The organism is Leptolyngbya sp. FACHB-1624, assembly GCF_047649235.1.
In the GTDB taxonomy this organism is placed as follows: Bacteria; Cyanobacteriota; Cyanobacteriia; order Leptolyngbyales; family Leptolyngbyaceae; genus Leptolyngbya; species Leptolyngbya boryana.
Genome location: NZ_CP180258.1, coordinates 57,948 through 74,272, shown reverse-complemented (window position 1 = coordinate 74,272; position 16,325 = coordinate 57,948). Strand labels below are relative to the sequence as shown.

The 16,325-nt window shown below is 45.9% G+C and carries 17 protein-coding genes; 6 read left to right on the top strand and 11 right to left on the bottom strand.

What is annotated here, in order from left to right; genetic code table 11:
- Positions 1-1,080 carry an MFS transporter gene (locus ACMUEV_RS00325; protein ID WP_144056297.1) on the bottom strand — a complete coding sequence of 360 codons (1,080 nt, stop codon included), beginning with the start codon at positions 1,078-1,080 and terminating at the stop codon, positions 1-3.
- Between the two features lie 261 nt (positions 1,081-1,341).
- On the opposite strand from ACMUEV_RS00325, the gene ACMUEV_RS00320 reads away from it, so the two are divergent.
- Entirely contained in the window at positions 1,342-1,815 is a 474-nt protein-coding gene (locus ACMUEV_RS00320) for an NAD(P)H-quinone oxidoreductase subunit N (protein ID WP_071596195.1), read from the top strand.
- 87 nt (positions 1,816-1,902) lie between these two features.
- On the opposite strand, the gene ACMUEV_RS00315 is transcribed toward ACMUEV_RS00320, so the two are convergent.
- The 4 genes from ACMUEV_RS00315 to cbiD all read right to left on the bottom strand — a co-directional run bounded on the left by ACMUEV_RS00315 (position 1,903) and on the right by cbiD (position 6,315).
- A complete protein-coding gene (locus ACMUEV_RS00315) occupies positions 1,903-2,397 on the bottom strand; it encodes a DUF3122 domain-containing protein (RefSeq protein WP_190652606.1) in 495 nt (164 codons plus the stop codon).
- A gap of 108 nt (positions 2,398-2,505) precedes the next feature.
- Positions 2,506-3,402, bottom strand: a complete 897-nt coding sequence (locus tag ACMUEV_RS00310; protein ID WP_190652607.1) for an aspartoacylase — start codon at positions 3,400-3,402, stop codon at positions 2,506-2,508.
- A 105-nt stretch (positions 3,403-3,507) separates the two neighbouring features.
- Positions 3,508-5,055 (bottom strand): glutamine-hydrolyzing GMP synthase, encoded by a 1,548-nt coding sequence (gene guaA, locus ACMUEV_RS00305; RefSeq protein ID WP_190652629.1) that lies wholly within the window; start codon positions 5,053-5,055, stop codon positions 3,508-3,510.
- A 180-nt stretch (positions 5,056-5,235) separates the two neighbouring features.
- Positions 5,236-6,315 (bottom strand): cobalt-precorrin-5B (C(1))-methyltransferase CbiD, encoded by a 1,080-nt coding sequence (gene cbiD / locus ACMUEV_RS00300; RefSeq protein WP_190652608.1) that lies wholly within the window; start codon positions 6,313-6,315, stop codon positions 5,236-5,238.
- A 198-nt stretch (positions 6,316-6,513) separates the two neighbouring features.
- Here cbiD and ACMUEV_RS00295 point away from each other — a divergent pair, with 198 nt between their 5' ends.
- A complete protein-coding gene (locus tag ACMUEV_RS00295) occupies positions 6,514-7,218 on the top strand; it encodes a hypothetical protein (RefSeq protein ID WP_190652609.1) in 705 nt (234 codons plus the stop codon).
- A 9-nt stretch (positions 7,219-7,227) separates the two neighbouring features.
- Here the strand turns inward: ACMUEV_RS00295 and ACMUEV_RS00290 are convergent, their stop codons facing one another.
- Entirely contained in the window at positions 7,228-7,887 is a 660-nt protein-coding gene (locus ACMUEV_RS00290) for a class I SAM-dependent methyltransferase (RefSeq protein ID WP_190652610.1), read from the bottom strand.
- Here ACMUEV_RS00290 and ACMUEV_RS00285 point away from each other — a divergent pair.
- Together ACMUEV_RS00285 and ACMUEV_RS00280 are read left to right on the top strand one after the other, a co-directional pair.
- Positions 7,886-8,305, top strand: a complete 420-nt coding sequence (locus ACMUEV_RS00285) for a hypothetical protein (protein ID WP_017291348.1) — start codon at positions 7,886-7,888, stop codon at positions 8,303-8,305. The two genes, ACMUEV_RS00290 and ACMUEV_RS00285, sit on opposite strands and share 2 nt — an antisense overlap.
- Before the next feature lie 138 nt (positions 8,306-8,443).
- Positions 8,444-9,427 carry an ATP-binding cassette domain-containing protein gene (locus ACMUEV_RS00280; protein WP_190652611.1) on the top strand — a complete coding sequence of 328 codons (984 nt, stop codon included), beginning with the start codon at positions 8,444-8,446 and terminating at the stop codon, positions 9,425-9,427.
- A gap of 165 nt (positions 9,428-9,592) precedes the next feature.
- On the opposite strand, the gene ACMUEV_RS00275 is transcribed toward ACMUEV_RS00280, so the two are convergent.
- A complete protein-coding gene (locus tag ACMUEV_RS00275; RefSeq protein ID WP_190652612.1) occupies positions 9,593-11,194 on the bottom strand; it encodes an ABC transporter substrate-binding protein in 1,602 nt (533 codons plus the stop codon).
- A 62-nt stretch (positions 11,195-11,256) separates the two neighbouring features.
- On the bottom strand, positions 11,257-11,610 hold the full coding sequence (locus tag ACMUEV_RS00270) for a resolvase (RefSeq protein WP_190652613.1): 354 nt from the start codon (positions 11,608-11,610) through the stop codon (positions 11,257-11,259).
- Positions 11,611-11,753: 143 nt separating this feature from the next.
- On the opposite strand from ACMUEV_RS00270, the gene ACMUEV_RS00265 reads away from it, so the two are divergent.
- The gene (locus ACMUEV_RS00265) at positions 11,754-12,608 is read left to right on the top strand and encodes a GNAT family N-acetyltransferase (RefSeq protein ID WP_190652614.1); all 855 of its coding nucleotides are present in this window, start codon (positions 11,754-11,756) and stop codon (positions 12,606-12,608) included.
- A 63-nt stretch (positions 12,609-12,671) separates the two neighbouring features.
- On the opposite strand, the gene ACMUEV_RS00260 is transcribed toward ACMUEV_RS00265, so the two are convergent.
- The 3 genes from ACMUEV_RS00260 to ACMUEV_RS00250 all read right to left on the bottom strand — a co-directional run bounded on the left by ACMUEV_RS00260 (position 12,672) and on the right by ACMUEV_RS00250 (position 15,928).
- Positions 12,672-13,241, bottom strand: a complete 570-nt coding sequence (locus tag ACMUEV_RS00260; RefSeq protein ID WP_017291353.1) for a hypothetical protein — start codon at positions 13,239-13,241, stop codon at positions 12,672-12,674.
- Positions 13,238-13,786, bottom strand: a complete 549-nt coding sequence (locus ACMUEV_RS00255) for a hypothetical protein (protein ID WP_190652615.1) — start codon at positions 13,784-13,786, stop codon at positions 13,238-13,240. Before ACMUEV_RS00255 ends, ACMUEV_RS00260 begins: the two co-directional genes overlap by 4 nt.
- Positions 13,787-13,861: 75 nt before the next feature.
- Complete coding sequence (locus ACMUEV_RS00250; protein WP_190652616.1) at positions 13,862-15,928, bottom strand: NAD(P)/FAD-dependent oxidoreductase; 2,067 nt, start codon at positions 15,926-15,928, stop codon at positions 13,862-13,864.
- 132 nt (positions 15,929-16,060) lie between these two features.
- Between ACMUEV_RS00250 and ACMUEV_RS00245 the strand changes: the two genes are divergently transcribed.
- Complete coding sequence (locus tag ACMUEV_RS00245; RefSeq protein ID WP_017291356.1) at positions 16,061-16,300, top strand: hypothetical protein; 240 nt, start codon at positions 16,061-16,063, stop codon at positions 16,298-16,300.
- Positions 16,301-16,325 lie beyond the last annotated feature (25 nt).

Sequence of the window (16,325 nt, the reverse complement as noted above, 5' to 3'; positions counted from 1 at the left end):
TTAATAATCCGAAAACTTCCATCCATAGGCACACAACCACGAGCCGATCGCACCACCTGTAAAGAAGATCACCATATAAACTGTCGTGAGACGGTTATGAACTTCAATCGGTAAGCTATAAATTTTTGCCTTGTTAGAAATCTGACCTGTTTGTGTTCCGAGATCCAGTAGGATTGCGCCGACAATCAATCCCCAAAGCGTACTGTGAAACTGAAATAAAACGAGAAGTGCGCCGAGAAATAGCCCGATCGCAATTCTCAGCATCACTCTTGGATTGGTGCGATCGGTCATCTTTCCTAACAGGGGAGAAGCTCCTGCGCTCATGATCCCAACTAATCCAAACAGCCCAATCATCTCACTTTGAAATTCAAACGGCGGACGTTCCAATAAGAAGGGCAGGATTGCCCAAAAGCCACTATAGGCGGCAAAGAACATTGCTCCCGCAATAGATCGCTTTCTCAAGGTTGAATGTTCTGCGAATAAAACAGGCAGCGATCGCAATAATTCCAAATAAGAAATCTCAGTTTTAGCAGGCAACGTGCTCGGCAATTGCTTGACCAAGACGATGCCTAATCCCACCATCAATCCTGCCGCAATCAAAAATGTGGACTGCCAGCCGAATTCTCCTCCGAAAAACCCACCTGCAACTCGCCCTAATACAATCCCAACGAGCAAGCCGCTCATCACAGTTCCCACAATTCGTCCTCTCTGCTCCGAATCTGCCAACTGAGCAGCAAAAGGAATCAATAATTGAGGCACGACCGCTGTGAGTCCAATCATGAAGCTTGCAGCAATTAACCAATAAAATCCAGGAGACAGCGCGGCACACAGCAGCGCGATCGCATTGCATCCACTCAGCCAAACAATCAATTTCCGCCGATCCAGCCGATCCCCTAAGGGGACAAAGAAGAGCATCCCGATCGCATATCCAATCTGGGTCAGGGTTGGGACAGCACTCACATCCGTAATTGACACCTGGAAATGCGTGCTAATTAATCCCAGCATTGGCTGGTTATAGTAAAGACTGCCAATCGAGATCGTACAGGCGATCGTCATTAACCATAGGGCAGAGTGTTTCATAAGGTTAGGATAAATTGCACCACTGAAGTATGAAGTATACTAAGGCACTCAGTTTGTAAAATCGCATACTGTATACAAATAATCTTTTTCATATTAGTTTTCACCCATCTTGAGAAAGACCCATTGAGTTCAATCGATGGAGAAAATTATGAATGGAATAGAGATTCTTGAAGGTTTAGAAGAAGATAACCCTTTAGAATAAGTAGGGATGCTGAGCATCTCTGAAATGTTTACCGTTAAATTTAGGAAGGTTCGAGCGGCATGGCACTTCTCACCACAGGCGGACAGCTAATTAAAGATCTTGAAACCCACGGCGCGATCGCTGCCTATGTTCCCCTCGAAGGCGGATTTGAAGGACGCTATCGCCGTCGAATTCGGTCAGCAGGTTACAAGTCGCTCAGCATTACGGCAAGAGGTTTAGGGGATGTGGCGGCTTATCTGACAGGAGTCCATGGCGTTCGTCCTCCGCATTTGGGCAAAAAGAGCACCGGATCGGGTGCAGCGGTTGGATATACCTATTTCGTTCCGCCGATCGTGACGAGTCAAATTGCTCACTTGCCGCCGAAGTCGAAGGGATTATTGCTTTGGATTATTGAGGGACATATTCTGTCGAATCAAGAGCTTGAGTATTTAGCGAACTTGCCGAAGATTGAGCCGCGAGTGAAGGTTGTGATTGAAGTCGGTGGAGAGCGATATTTCCGCTGGTCACCGCTGACTCAAGTGATTGCGGCGTAAGTCTGAGAATTTTTCTTTGAGTTTGAAGGAGCGATCGAGTTTGTGTCGATCGCTCCTTTACTGATCTATAGGAGTCGTTAATCTCCTCTACTGCTCCGGCTGCCAACTTGCCACTCGCCACCATTCCAATGCCGTGTCTTGGGGAACCTTTAACCGCGCTTCTCCAGATTTCAAGGGCAGAATCAAAGTGAGCTTGGTATCGGTATCTAACTGGTTCAAGATAGGTTTGAAATCATATTCGCCCACATGAGCGATCGGGAAATCTTTTGAGGTCACATCCTCAATGCTCAAGAGCGATCGATTGGCTTCAACTTCTAACGATCGCGGATGATCGATCGTCACCGCTCCAGGAAATCCCACTAATCTTAAATGAACTGAATTGGGCTGTCCAAGCGGAAATCGTTTATAAAAAACCACTTGCCAGGCTCGATTTGAGTCATCTTGTAATCTTGATAGCGATCGATACAATACGCTATTTTGATCCGAATAAGTATGAACCGAAGCAAATGCAGAAGTCGAGACAAAAAGCCAAATTACTCCGACTAAAACGCAAGTTTTCCACAAGCGAAACAGATTTTCCACAGCTTATTCACCGGTTTTCCACAATTTGAATTTTATAATTTAAGACTTTAGTCTGTCATTAAAATTACGCTCGAAAAAACACTGAGAAACACATCAATTAAGCGTTTTTTAATATTCTTTATCTAGCTCAATCTCGCGCTTTTCAGTCAAAATCATCGCAATCTGTTTTTCGTAGTAAGCAGCTTCGTTAATAAAAATTGGAAAAACTGTAGAGTTGCCTTGATAACGAATCGATTCTCCCGCAAAAGTCAGAAAGATCGGCTCATCAGGCTGTAACGGTTCATAGTCTTTGAACTGGCGATCAGGATGAATGAAAGCTTGTAGATTCCCGATCGCGTCTCTGGGATAATCGATAGCCTCGATCGCTTGATACAACGTCAAACGAGGCGGCACATCCAGTGGTTTTCCTTGATTCAAAGCTTCGATGTAATCCAAAACGGCGTAAATGAGTTGCTCGGTTTTGAGGAATAAATCAGCGTTGAGAACACTCTGAGCTACTGCTCCAACTTCAATCGTGAAGCCCAAGGGCGAGAGCGATCGCAATAACGGCGCATCTTGCGTACAATTCATTCCTAAAGCCACTCGCACATCCGGATAAATCTGGCTCAAATAAGCAGAGAGTCGCAGATTAAAGGGATCAGGAGTCGAAGGAAGAATCGTCAGCCCCATATTCGACGTGGTGCTATGCAGATCGATAATCACATCTACTTGAGGCCGATCTCTAGAACCAAGTTGAGCGACAATATCCCGCGCACGTTGATTCTCATAGTTGATCAATTTGGGATTCAATAAATCCTCGCTGGCAAAGCTTCGATTCAAGTCTTGATCGATATAGCGGCGATTTAGTTCGATCGCTTTTGGATTTGCCAAGAGTGTGATGGTTTCAAAGCTCGATCGAGTCGTCAATGCTGGAAATTGCTGAAACTTTTTGACGAGATAAACGCCTGTCCATTCATTTCCATGCGTTCCGCCGACAATTGCGACTCGTCGAATCAACTTAGACATAACAATTCCCCCTCTGTGTGACTGCAATAATTGGGGGTCTGAACCAATGGGAAAACCCCCAGTAAAACCGGGGGCTTTCGGAGCGAATCAGGGCAAGTCTCTAAACTATTCCCACTCGATGGTTCCAGGCGGCTTCGAGGTGATGTCATACACAACTCGATTCACACCCTTCACTTCATTCACAATTCGGTTAGAAATCGTTTCTAACAAATCGTAAGGAATGCGTGCCCAATCTGCTGTCATGCCATCTTCACTCTTCACACAACGCAGCACGATCGGATAAGCATAAGTGCGCTGATCTCCCATTACACCGACACTGCGGACAGGAAGCAGCACAGCAAAGGCTTGCCAAACATCGTGATAGATGCCAGCCCGATTGATCTCTTGCCGCACAATCAAATCTGCATCGCGCAAGATATTTAACTTCTCATTCGTCACTTCTCCCAAAATCCGGATCGCTAGACCTGGGCCAGGGAAGGGTTGACGATTGACGATTTCTTCAGGCAGACCAATCGATCGCCCAACTTTCCGCACTTCATCCTTAAACAGCTTCCGTAACGGTTCAACCAGCTTGAATTGCAGATCTTTCGGCAGTCCGCCTACATTGTGATGGCTCTTGATCTTGACGGCGACTCGTTCTCCGGTCTGAGGATCAACATTGGTATCCGCAGATTCGATCACGTCTGGATACAACGTTCCTTGCGCCAGATAGTCAAACGGCCCCAATCGCTTCGATTCTTCTTCAAACACTCGGATAAATTCATGTCCGATGCGTTTGCGTTTTTCCTCGGGATCGGTGATGCCTGCGATCGCGTTCACAAATCGCTCCCGCGCATTCACATACGCAACATCAATGTGGAACTGCTCATGGAAAAGTTTCACCAGACGCTCTGGCTCTAACTTCCGCATAAAGCCCTGATCGATGAACATACAAGTCAGTTGATCCCCGATCGCGCGATGCAGCAAAAATGCCAGCGTCGAAGAATCAACGCCACCCGATAAAGCCAGCAGCACCCGCTTATCGCCAATTTTGGCGCGAATTTCTCGAATCGATTCTTCAACAAATGCTTCCGTTGTCCAAGTCGGCTCACACTTACAGATGTGATAGACGAAGTTGCGAATCAGCGCTTGTCCAAATTGCGAATGCACGACTTCGGGATGGAACTGCACGCCGTACAGATTGCGATCGTGTTCTGCGATCGCCGCGCAAGGTGTATTCGTCGTATGTGCGAGTAAGCCAAATCCTTCTGGCAACTTGGTCACAGAATCTCCGTGACTCATCCACATGATCGAGTTATCTTCGACATTCGTCAGCAAATCGGTGGGGTCGTCGATCTCAATCTTTGCCTTTCCATATTCACCGCGATCGGTGCGCTCAACGCTACCGCCAAGCTGTTGCACCATCAACTGCATCCCGTAACAAACCCCTAAAACAGGAATGCCAAGCTCCCAAATCCCTGGATCGCACTGAGGTGCGCCTTGGTCGTAAACCGAGTTAGGGCCACCCGACAAAATAATGCCTTTCGGATTGAGTTGGCGGAGTTGTTCAACCGTTGTGCGATAAGACAACACTTCAGAATAAACTTGCGTTTCGCGGATGCGACGGGCAATCAGTTCTGAGTATTGCGATCCAAAATCGAGAATTACAATCATCTGGCGTTCGAGTGCATCAAATCCTTGCGAAGTAGATGCGGGTGCATCCAAAACAGACGGTTCAATAGGTGGAGTCACGAGAGTGTGTCCTGATGAGAGAGAACGAAGGTCAAACGAGGTTAAACGAACTTTTGAAGCGGAATAAAAAAGCAAGGGTTTTGAATATTCTGGCTATTTTAATCACAATTCTCGAACCGACTCAAGCAGTTTCTCTGCTTTTCTACTTTGTCTTAAAACTTGACGCGATCGATCAAACAAAATTACGCCGATTTCAACGCTTGCTTCGCTGTGGGTATAAATATATTCTTCAGCGCGAGTTTCGATTGCAGCCGCGATCGAATCGTAAACCGCAATCTCTTTGCCCAAGGTTCTCAAGTATGTCAATCCGTCCTCAGCCGTAGAACTGGTAAAGATTGATTGTAGATCAGAAGTTGAGACACCGACTTTTGCCGCATGTGCTGTTAGGATTTCTTGCCGAGCATCTGCCACATGATGATGCGTGTGGAAAATGCCACCTGCAAGTTTGATCAGTTTCCCGTGATAGCCAAACAGCAGAATCGATTTGACTCGCTGCATTCCCGCTTCGACGAGGAGAGAGCCGATCCAATTGGCAGTTTTGAGCGTGCGATCGCGCTCAATTCCCATCTTGGCTGCCAAATCTAATCCATTTTCACCAATGCAGAAGACGAGCGTCTCGAATTGCTGCGCTTTCTCCTGTAACTCGGCTCGAAACAGTTCTAACTGATCCGGGGCGCTGAGAGGGTGAGCGATGCCAGATGTACCGAGTAAAGATAAGCCTTCAACCACGCCAAATGCTTCGTTGGATGTGCGTTTTGCCAGTTGCCGACCTTCCGGCAAAATCAGGGTGATGCGGAGCGCTTCATTGGGTTCTAAAAGCCGTTCTAGATTCGTTTGGATGAGTTGCTGAGCGTAAGCGTAAATTGCGGCTTGCTGGTCGGCTTTTTGTCCGATGCCTTCTCCGCCGATGATTTCAATCCCTTGTCCTTGAGTCAGTTCGACCATTGCCCAAATTGGGGTGTTGCGAGTCAAGTCGAGATTGTCGCCGGGATCGCTGCGAGTAATTGCTAGTGCTGAATGGGGTGTTAATTTGGCGACTTGTTCGATCGGGATTTTCACCTGTGCAACTGGATTAATCAGATCCACTTCCACTTCAGAAATTGCAGATTGATGTTTTAAGTGTTGCACGGCAGCGATCGCGGAAGCACAAGCGAAAACAGGAAGTGTATAACCAGATTTCATAAAAATTCTCTTAAGAATTAACTCCTAACTGTTCAGATGTATGTCTTAAGTTACATGCGTTCTTTAGGTTAAGCGAGTATTAATTTTGGAATAAAAAGAGGTTAAATTTTATGTGTTACTCCTGATCTCTAGGAAAGCAATCAGTGTAATTTATGACACTCCATTCTTCAATCCCAAGTCCTAAAGCCTGAAAACTTCATGAAGAAACTAAAATTTCAACCCGCTGCTGAAATTCTCCTGCTACTGCTGCTAACTGATTTTTTATCCATCTTGGCGCATTTCGCTCTCCGTCTTTCGCCTCAGATTAAGTCTACTTATTGGACAATCACTACCGATCGCGGATTTGGGGAAACGTTTCAATACGTCAAGGAGTTTTGGCTGTTCTGTAGCTTTGCAATTTTGGCGAGCAGTCGGGCGGAATGGTCATATCTGTCTTTTTCCTTGCTATTCGGTTATCTGCTGATCGATGATGCATTTCTTGTCCATGAGAGAGTTGGGGAGTGGATTGCAACGACTCAAAATTTTCAGCCAGTCTTGGGATTAAGAGCAATTGATTTGGGCGAGTTAGTTGTTGCCGCTAGTACGGGTCTATTTTTTCTGTTGCTCATTGGTGTTTCCTATTGGTTGGGCACACAACAGTTTCGTTGGATCTGCAAACGTCTCTTCGTATTACTTGGCTGTCTTGCTTTTTTTGGTGTCGTAGTTGATGCGCTGCATATCATGATTGAGGTCATTAATCGACCTGGAATTCCCCTGGGGTTTGCATTTGAATTGGCAGAGGATGGGGGTGAAATGATTGTTATGAGCCTATTGTGTTGGTATGGTATCTCACTGCTCAAACAGCCCAGTCTTTCCCCAGTCAGAACGGATGAAGTTGTAGTTTCTAGTAGTCGCTCGAACTAAAAAGACAACTCATTTTTTCAACGCTAACGTTAATCCATCTGCGATCGGTAAAATTGTGATCAAAACACGTTCATCTTGAGCAAGTTTTGTATTGAAAGCGCGAATCGTATTGACAATCTTATCGGAATCGCTGGCATCTGCCACTCGACCTGACCACAACACGTTATCAATCAAAATTAATCCACCTGAGCGAACCAACTGAATTACACGATCGTAGTAATTCGCATAGTTTCCCTTATCCGCATCAATAAACGCAAAATCGAAGGTTCCAGCTTGGTCTTGAAGTAATTGATCGAGCGTCTCGATCGCAGGAGAAATTCGCAGATCGATTTTGTCTGTTACGCCTGCAAGGTTCCAATATTTCCGAGCGATCGCGGTATATTCCTCGCTCACATCACAGGCAATTAATTTTCCATCTTCTGGCATTGCCATTGCTACAGACAGCGAGCTGTATCCGGTAAAGACTCCAACTTCGATCGCTTTTTTTGCCTGCATCAATCGCACCAACAGCGCCATGAATTGACCCTGATCCGGCGAAATCTGCATTCGGGCTTGCGGCATTTCGCTGGTTTCGTGACGAAGTTGGGCGAGAATGTCGGATTCGTGCAGCGAGTTTGAGAGAATATAGGCGTATAGAGACTCGTCTACACCAAATGCCTGCTTAAACATGTTGAGAAAATCACTACAAATTATCTTATCTATTGTCCTAGCAATCGGCTTAGTTGCGTGCGGTGGGCGATATTCGGTTCCAGACAATGTGTTGAAAAATGCGATCGCCATTTCGGTGAATCAAACCGAGCAACAGATTAGCCAGGAATTGAAATTGTCAGCCGATCCGAAGGTGAGTATCGATCGGGTCAAAATTACCGAACAATCGCCCCTAAAGATTCAAGGATCGGACGGCTTCCACGTCAAAGGCGTGTATGATTTCACGCTCAAACTCCCGAAACGTCAAGAAAGCCAAAGTGACAATCCGTTCGACCTCTATCTCCAACGGAAACCCGAAGGCAAAACGCAAACCTGGCAACTGGCACAACGTACCGAGGATGATTGGAACTTACAGCCGATTGGGGCACGTAAGGGATAGTTTCTTGCCGAATTTATCGGGCTGACCGATCGATCTTCTTGCGAATTGAGCAATCCTGTTTGTCACAATCCCTAAAGTAGATTCGATTCACGGCAAGCCGTCTTAGAATAAACAGAATTAGTGTTTTTCTCTGCTGTTATGTCTAGCATCACCGTCGATCGCTTAACGAAAGTCTATCCTGTTGCTGTGAAAGAGGCAGGGTTCAGAGGAACAGTGACCCACTTTTTCAAACGCACTTATCGCCAGGTGAAAGCGGTTCAGGATGTTTCGTTTCATATCGAACCGGGCGAAGTGGTCGGATTTTTAGGGGCAAACGGAGCAGGAAAAACGACGACGTTGAAAATGCTCACCGGATTGATTCATCCGTCTTCTGGCAAAGTGACCGTTGCAGGACATGTGCCTTTTGAGCGTCGATCGAGCTTTTTGCAAAAAATCACGCTAGTCATGGGACAAAAGCAGCAGTTGATTTGGGATTTGCCTGCTGCTGATTCTTTGCGCATCAATGCTGCGGTATATGGAATTAGCGATCGTACGCTAAAAGCTCGGATCGGCGAACTTTCAGAGATGCTGTCTCTAGAAGGCAAACTGACTCAGCCTGTCCGCAAACTTTCGCTCGGTGAACGCATGAAATGCGAATTGCTAGCCGCTTTACTTCACGAACCCCAAGTTTTGTTTTTAGACGAGCCGACTTTAGGGCTAGATGTGAATGCACAAGTCTCTGTTCGAGAGTTTTTGAAAGAATATAATGCTCAATACAAAGCAACCGTTTTACTAACTAGTCATTACATGGCAGATATTACTGCTTTGTGTGAGCGGGTGTTGATGATTCATCAGGGACAGCTAATTTATGACGGCAGTTTGGATGGCTTAGTCGATCGCTTCTCTCCCTGTCGCGAGGTCAAAGTAGAATTTAATCGCACGTACACTGAGTCGGAACTTTCAGCTTATGGGTATGTACAAGAGGTTGAGAAACAATCCGTGCGCTTTTTAGTGCAGCAAGAGGACTTGACACAAGCGATCGCGAGAATCCTAGCCGAGTTGCAAGTGGTTGATTTAGCAGTGAGTGATCCTCCGATCGAAGAAGTCATTGGGCGAGTATTCCAAGCAGGCGCAGTGATTTGAGGCTCAGATTACAGTTTGTCTCAAGTTGAATCTTAGAAACTTGTATTGACTTAGAGATGCTTAGGACATAGAACTCGATCGGGAAGAGGCAAAGACAAAAGCGCTTGCCAAAAGATAGCTCTCCATAGCAGGCGTTTTCTTGCAGAAAGCCACCGCTTGATTGTTCTAAGCTTTCTTCATTCGTCCAAACGGAACCTTCTGCGTTACTTCCAAGCTCGCATTCTGAATGTTGTTCTGCACAAACAGAACGTCCTTGTTTTGCCACAATGGAATAAACGGCACATCCTTGACCAATTCAGCCTGCAACTGCTCAAACAATCCTTTGCGCTTGACTGGATCTAGCTCTTGGCGACTTTGATCAATTAATTGATTGACGCGATCGCTAAAGTAAAACGACCCTTGAGACACGGTTGAACCACTCTCACATCGCTGATCTGCTGTTGCCTTAGTGCACTCCATAAACGGCTGAATGTAGTTATCAGCATCGAGAAAATCAGGATTCCAGTCAAATAGAAACATCGGATAAGCAGCTTTATCAATGTTTCGATAAGCCGTAGTAGACTCCACACTGTCTAGCTGAATCTGCATCAAATTGCCCAAGCTCTTACGTACAGACTCTTTGAGAGTAATCGCTGCCATGCCATCAGTTGAGACATTCGATCGATACCAGAGTTGTACTTTCAGCGGATTCGATTCGCTGTAGCCTGCTTTGGCAAGTAATGATTTAGCTTTCTCGACATTGCGGTCGCCCAATTCCTGAAACACAGGCTTCTGCTCTTTCATGGTTTTCGGAAGCAGACTATACAGCGGTTCAATCTGTCCCTGAAAAACTCGACTTTCTAGCAACGGACGATCCATCATTGCCGCGATCGCTTGACGAACTTCTAAGCGATCTAAGGGCGGAGACTTCAAGTTCAGCGTTAAATAATCAATGCCACTGCCAGACTGTTCCAGCATTTTCCAAGCCGCATTTTTCGCTCCATCTTTGAGCATCCGAATTTGATCGAGTGCTAGACCTTGATAAGCAACATCGATCGCGCCTGTGCGAAAGGCATTAAACAAATTCGCAGAGCTTGAGAAAAATTGAATATTAATCCCTGGATTCGCAGGTTTAGTTCCCCAATAGCGATCGAACGCTTCGAGCTTCAGCGAATCTGTTCCATACTTTACTAGCTTGTAAGCTCCCGTTCCTACAAACACTTCGGAATTGAACTTATTTTGACCAATCTCGTAAGCTTTAGGAGAAACAGCACAAGCACCTGAAAATGCGAGTAGCGAAGGAAATGCTGCAAAGGGTTTTTTCAGCTTAATCACAAGCTCATTTTCACTTTTAGCCGCGATCGAATCAATCACATCTGCTAGTAAAAACGAAGGACTGCCGCCATTTTCGATAAACCGTTTCAGCGAAAATTCCATGGCTTTGGCGTTAAACGGTTCGCCATCATGAAACACAACGCCTTGACGAATCGGAATCGTATAGGTCAATCGATCTGCACTGACTTTCGGCAAAGCTGTTGCTAATTGAGGCTGTAATTCGCTCGTGCCAGGCTTATATCCGTAAAGTCGATCGCCTAAGTTGTACAACAAGCTGCCTGCAAAATTCGTATAAGCATCAGCCGGATCGATCGTGTTAATGCTAGCAGTTGAGCCAATCGTAATTTGTCCATCTGCATTTGCAGGAGGTTCGTATGTCGATCGAGTACAACCAACCACCAGTGAGAAACAAAGACAGATTAAGAAGAGCGATCGCCCAATTTTTCTCAGCATTGTCGAGTGCCAAAAATGAGTTTTTTGAGTGTAGCAGGAAAGGTGGTCTGACAGTTGAGTGCCTAAGACGATCGAGATTTGAGCAGTTCATGAATACTCTTGAGTTCAGCGAGAATGGCTTCGAGGACTTCTTGCGTGTGATTCGGTTGAGGCTCTTGAATCTCGATCGTCACTTGTTTGATTTTCAAAACTTCTTTGGCAAATCGAGCGACTTCATTTGAGTGAAACATCAATGGATCGTTCGGAGATTGCCGCAGTTCAGGATTAAGACGTTTGGGATTGAACGGAGGATTGAGTTGTTCAAGGTCAGTATTGGCATAGCGATAGACCGAAGCGCGCGATCGATTCAGAGTTTTCTGAACAGCTTCGACATCCATTAAACCTGTGGTTCCACCAAATTCGGTATCCGCGTACATGCATTCATTCTCGCAATTAGACGCGAAAATCTTAACATAAGAATCTTTGTGTAAAGTAGGATTTATCGATTGTTCTGATCCGCTTGGAGAACTCTACCTTTACTGTTAATTGGTATAGATGGATCAATTTTGAGAGGTTGGCGATGACTTTGAAGATTCGATCGATGACCCTAGCAGAGGTTCAAATTGCCTTAAACTGGGCAGCCCAAGAAGGCTGGAATCCAGGACTTTATGATGCAGAACCTTTCTCCAAAGCTGACCCCGATGGATTTTTACTTGCAGAACTCGATGAACAACCGATTGGCTGTATCTCTGTCGTTCGCTACAGCCAGAAGTTTGGTTTCATTGGGCTGTACATCGTTCAACCCGAATGGAGAGGGAAAGGCTACGGTTTGAAATTATGGCAGACGGCATGGCAGCAATTTGTATCAAGACTCGATGCTGATGCCAGTATTGGGTTAGATGGAGTGCTCGCTCGAGAAGCCACTTATCGCCAGGCTGGATTCGTTCCAGCTTACCGTCATATCCGGCATCTTCATCAACCCGATGGTTCAGCTCAGCATCCTGACTGGGTAATTCCTCTCAATCAACTTCCATTAGCAGAGATTCTTCGATATGACGCTGAACTATTTCCGGCATCCCGTTCGCACTTTCTAGAATCATGGCTTCAGATGCCAGAAAGTGCAGCGTATGGAGTTGTGGAACAGAATCGATTAGTTGGTTATGGTGTAATTCGCCGCTGTGTGCAGGGATTTAAAGTCTGTCCGCTATTTGCAGATTCGCTAGAAATTGCAGAAGCTATTTTGCAAGCCTTGATCGTTAAAGCGGGAACAGAGCCTGTGTTTATCGATATTCCAGATGTTCATCCTGCTTTGCCAAGCTTAAAGCAACGATATGCATTAGAACCGATGTTCACTTGTGTGCGAATGTATTGGGGACAAGTTCCAACCTTGCCTGTCGATCGTATTTTTGGTGCGACGACTCTGGAATTGGGATAAGCACTCAGATTGAACGCCCATCTACGATTTGCCTAATTGATGACACGCTCTAATGCATTGGTGTCAACCTGGAACTGCGCTTTCTTCAATCGATTTCTGATGAATGCTAATTTCTAGCAAAAATGTTGTGATTTCATGAATCAAGGGATACTGTTGTAAAAGTTGACGTGTCTCTGGAGAGAGGAGTCTCAAGATTTCTGCTAACAAGGCTGTCTTGTCTTCTGCTAGAGTGTCTAATAGCTCTTGAGGATGCCGCTGAGCAAATTTCCACTCTAGATCAGTCAAGGCTTTGCCAATGAGAGTTTCGATAAGCGATCGATCTTGGAAAAAGATAACTTCTAGTTCTGGAACAGCGATCGCTAATTTGAATGGCACAGAGCCAGCATAAGTCCGAAGCAAGTACCCTAAATCTGCTTTTCTTTGCTGAATTGCTGACTCATCATTTGTTCTCGAATTCAGAACCAAGACTACAGGTAGACGCTTCTCGGCAAGCAGAGACATTGCCCGAGATTCTGCATCATAATCGCTTTTGCTTTCAACAAACTGAACTCCTTCTTGTGCCGATTTTGGCAGCACTTTTCTAAGAATCTCTGCATCAGAAGGACGTTCTGTAATCAAATAAACTCGATTCATCCCCCTTCCTCCGCTTGAATTCGATAGTTTGGAATTCCTTGCTGCACACAAAATCGATACTTTTTCAGCAACGATTGTTGCATTTGTCTTGACTGTAGCGCATATTCAATCTCGTCTCCAGTCCACAGCAAAATTGTTTGAGGAGCAATGTACCGAGCAAGAGAAATTGCAGCATACGTAAATCCATTCCGGCTAAACAAAATCTCGATCGTTGATGCAGGTCGGCGCAATAGCTGGTTTCGCATTTTAGCCAGCGGCTCGATATTGACACGCTCTGCTACGTCTTTGCATTCGATTAAGCAAGCAAGCCCATTGGAATAAATTGCACCATCAATTTGCTCTAATTCTTCTTCCTCAATGACCACACTGTAAGGATAGATAACTTCTGCACCTTCTAAATGAAATGCCCTGAGTACTAGGTATTCCATTGCTTTCCCACGTTCCCAATCAGGAGTATCACCCAACTGAATTTGGTTCCATAGCATTAAGGGTTCGTCCCAGTCGTAGCAGGTGATTCTGCGTTCGTATTCTAATGCTGTTGGCATCTTTTTCTCTTTGTAACCCTGATTGACCAGAACTCGAAGTTTTCTGACAACTTCGAGTTCTGATCCCGCGCGGACTTATCCGATTTCTGGTTCCTGACTACCTAATCGCGATCGCACTTCCACCTTCGCTCTCGGCTTTGTAAGCTGAAACTTCGGCATCAAATGTGGTTTTCCTAGCCCATAAGTCAGTGCATAGCTCTGAGATAATCCCCACAGCCATACTGAAGGCAATCGAGGCTCTAACCAAGGCTGCATCTGATAAAGCAGCTTTGGAAACCAGCCGCTAAAGATCCAACTCATCAACGCACTGACGGCAAAGTTCAAGTAATTCCCTAGCCAGCGGGTCAGATCCTTTGCGCCTGCCATTTGCCAGATCCAGAGTAAAAGACGCGGATTTTTCTTAGCAGCAACGAGTGCCATGCGATTAAATCTTGTCCAAGTCACCCGATCTTTGATAAATGCATCTGCGATCGCTGGCGGCTGATCAGCAAGGACATCAAAGAAGGTATTCAGCATCGAATTGACTTGCTGCGGCGGCAAAATCTTACCGGTTGGCACCATCATGCCTTTTGAGAACATCCAAGTCACAGAGACATTACTTTGATAAGCCCGAATTGCATTCAGCGATCGCTGATCGAGTAAATCATGCTTCAGTGCTGTATCTAGTAAATGAGTCAGACGAGATAGATTCCGTACTAATGACCCAAAGCCTGTAAACACTAACGGAGATTGCAACGAAGCAGCATCGCCAATCGCAATTAAGCGATCGAATGCAATGGTGCGATCGCGACTGCTCATGCTGAAATGCCCTGGAATGTAGCCAAATGTTGCCTTCTTCCAGACCAACTTCTCCATATCACAACGCCGATACTCGGGCAGGATCGTAAAGAAATCCTCGTACATCTCAAGTAAAGAACCTGGATTTTCAGGATGCACTTGATGATAGTGGAACAGATAAAACGTCAGTTCTTTGCCCTCAGCCGGAAAAAGTTCCCAGATCAACTGCCGTCCGCGAGAAATGTCTCCGTGGCTATTCAGCACATCGCCATATTGCACATCCCAGACTTCCGGCTCAAATCCTTCAGAAATCACCGCTCCAACTGTTGGGCAAACACTATCAAAGGCTCGACCTGAATTGAGTTGCCACGCGATCGGTGAAGCCGTTCCCATTGCATCTACGAGCAACCGCCCTGTGACTTGACGATCGCTTCCCGTTGGCAAATGTTTGGCGTAAATCGTCGCCTTATCTGGGTTAATGTCGGCGCGCTCAAACTCAGTCTCATCCCAAATTTCGCCACCTGCTTCGCGGAACTTATCCCCGCAGAGTTTGAGAAATCTTTCTGCGTCGATCGCAATATTCAAAACCGTCGGCGTATGCAGAATCTTTGCCTTAGCTTGCGGTGGATTGTTTGCATCAAAGAACTTGTGGAAGCCATCGACATACTCAGCCGCAATCACTCGATCGAATTCGGCGACTGTAAACAATCCCAAATCGATCAAACTCTGAAACTCACTGCGTGAAATATTCCATTCCCGATTCATCCGTCCAAACGGCATCCGCTCCAGCAGTAGCACCCGGTAGCCCAATTTTGCCATCACAGCCGCATGAACAATGCCTAACGCCCCTCCAATGTAGATGAGGTCATAAGATGGCTTCGCTGGCGTGATATTGCCATCATCCGTGCGGAAAACAACTTGCTTCGGAGTTTGAGGAGTCTGGACACTCTCACGCCAGCGTTGTTCCCACCAGTACACGCGATTTAAGTCATACTCGCCATTCGGTATTTTCTTGAAAAACTCAACCGTTTTCGGATAATCTGCCGCTAATGCTTCAAAAATCGACTGCTGCGATAAATCAATGTTTGGAGGGGCAGGATAGACTGGCGGAAATTCTTCTCTCAAATCCGCCACTAATTTTCGGAGAATTTTTGCTTCACCTGCTCCAGCGCGATCTGCCCAGCGAAATACTTTCAGATAGGTCGATCGCTGAACTGACCAGACAAATATCGAAAGTTCACCTAGCCGAATCCCCGCAGGCATGAGGACTTTCTCGCCTTGTTCAGGAGCATAGTCAGCATGCAGCCATGAAATGACCGCAGCCGTATCGGGGGTGGGGACTTCTAGGTAAAGGATTTCTTCCATGAGTAAGATCTAAACTCCGATCAATTCAGCAAGACGGTTGACAAACCAATAAAAAACAAGCTACTCCTGATACCAAATTAAATTCTTTACATCATTTTCATTATTATCGAGGACTCGGATCAGATCAGCACTATGAATTATCCTATTTCACCGCGCGCTTCTGAATCTATCTCAGTACGGTCTCCTGGGGCTGAAGAACTTATTCTCAACGCGATCGCTGTTGTGATCGAAACCGCTCGCTCTCAGGGACAGTCTTTAGAAGAAATCAAAGCTGAAGTCCTAGCCGACGACGCAATTCTAGATGCCCAACAGCGGCAATGGCTCAGCGATATTGTGACGCAAGCTTGGCAGGATTTTCCGCACTCATGCTGAAATGTCTAAGTTGAGAAGCTATCAA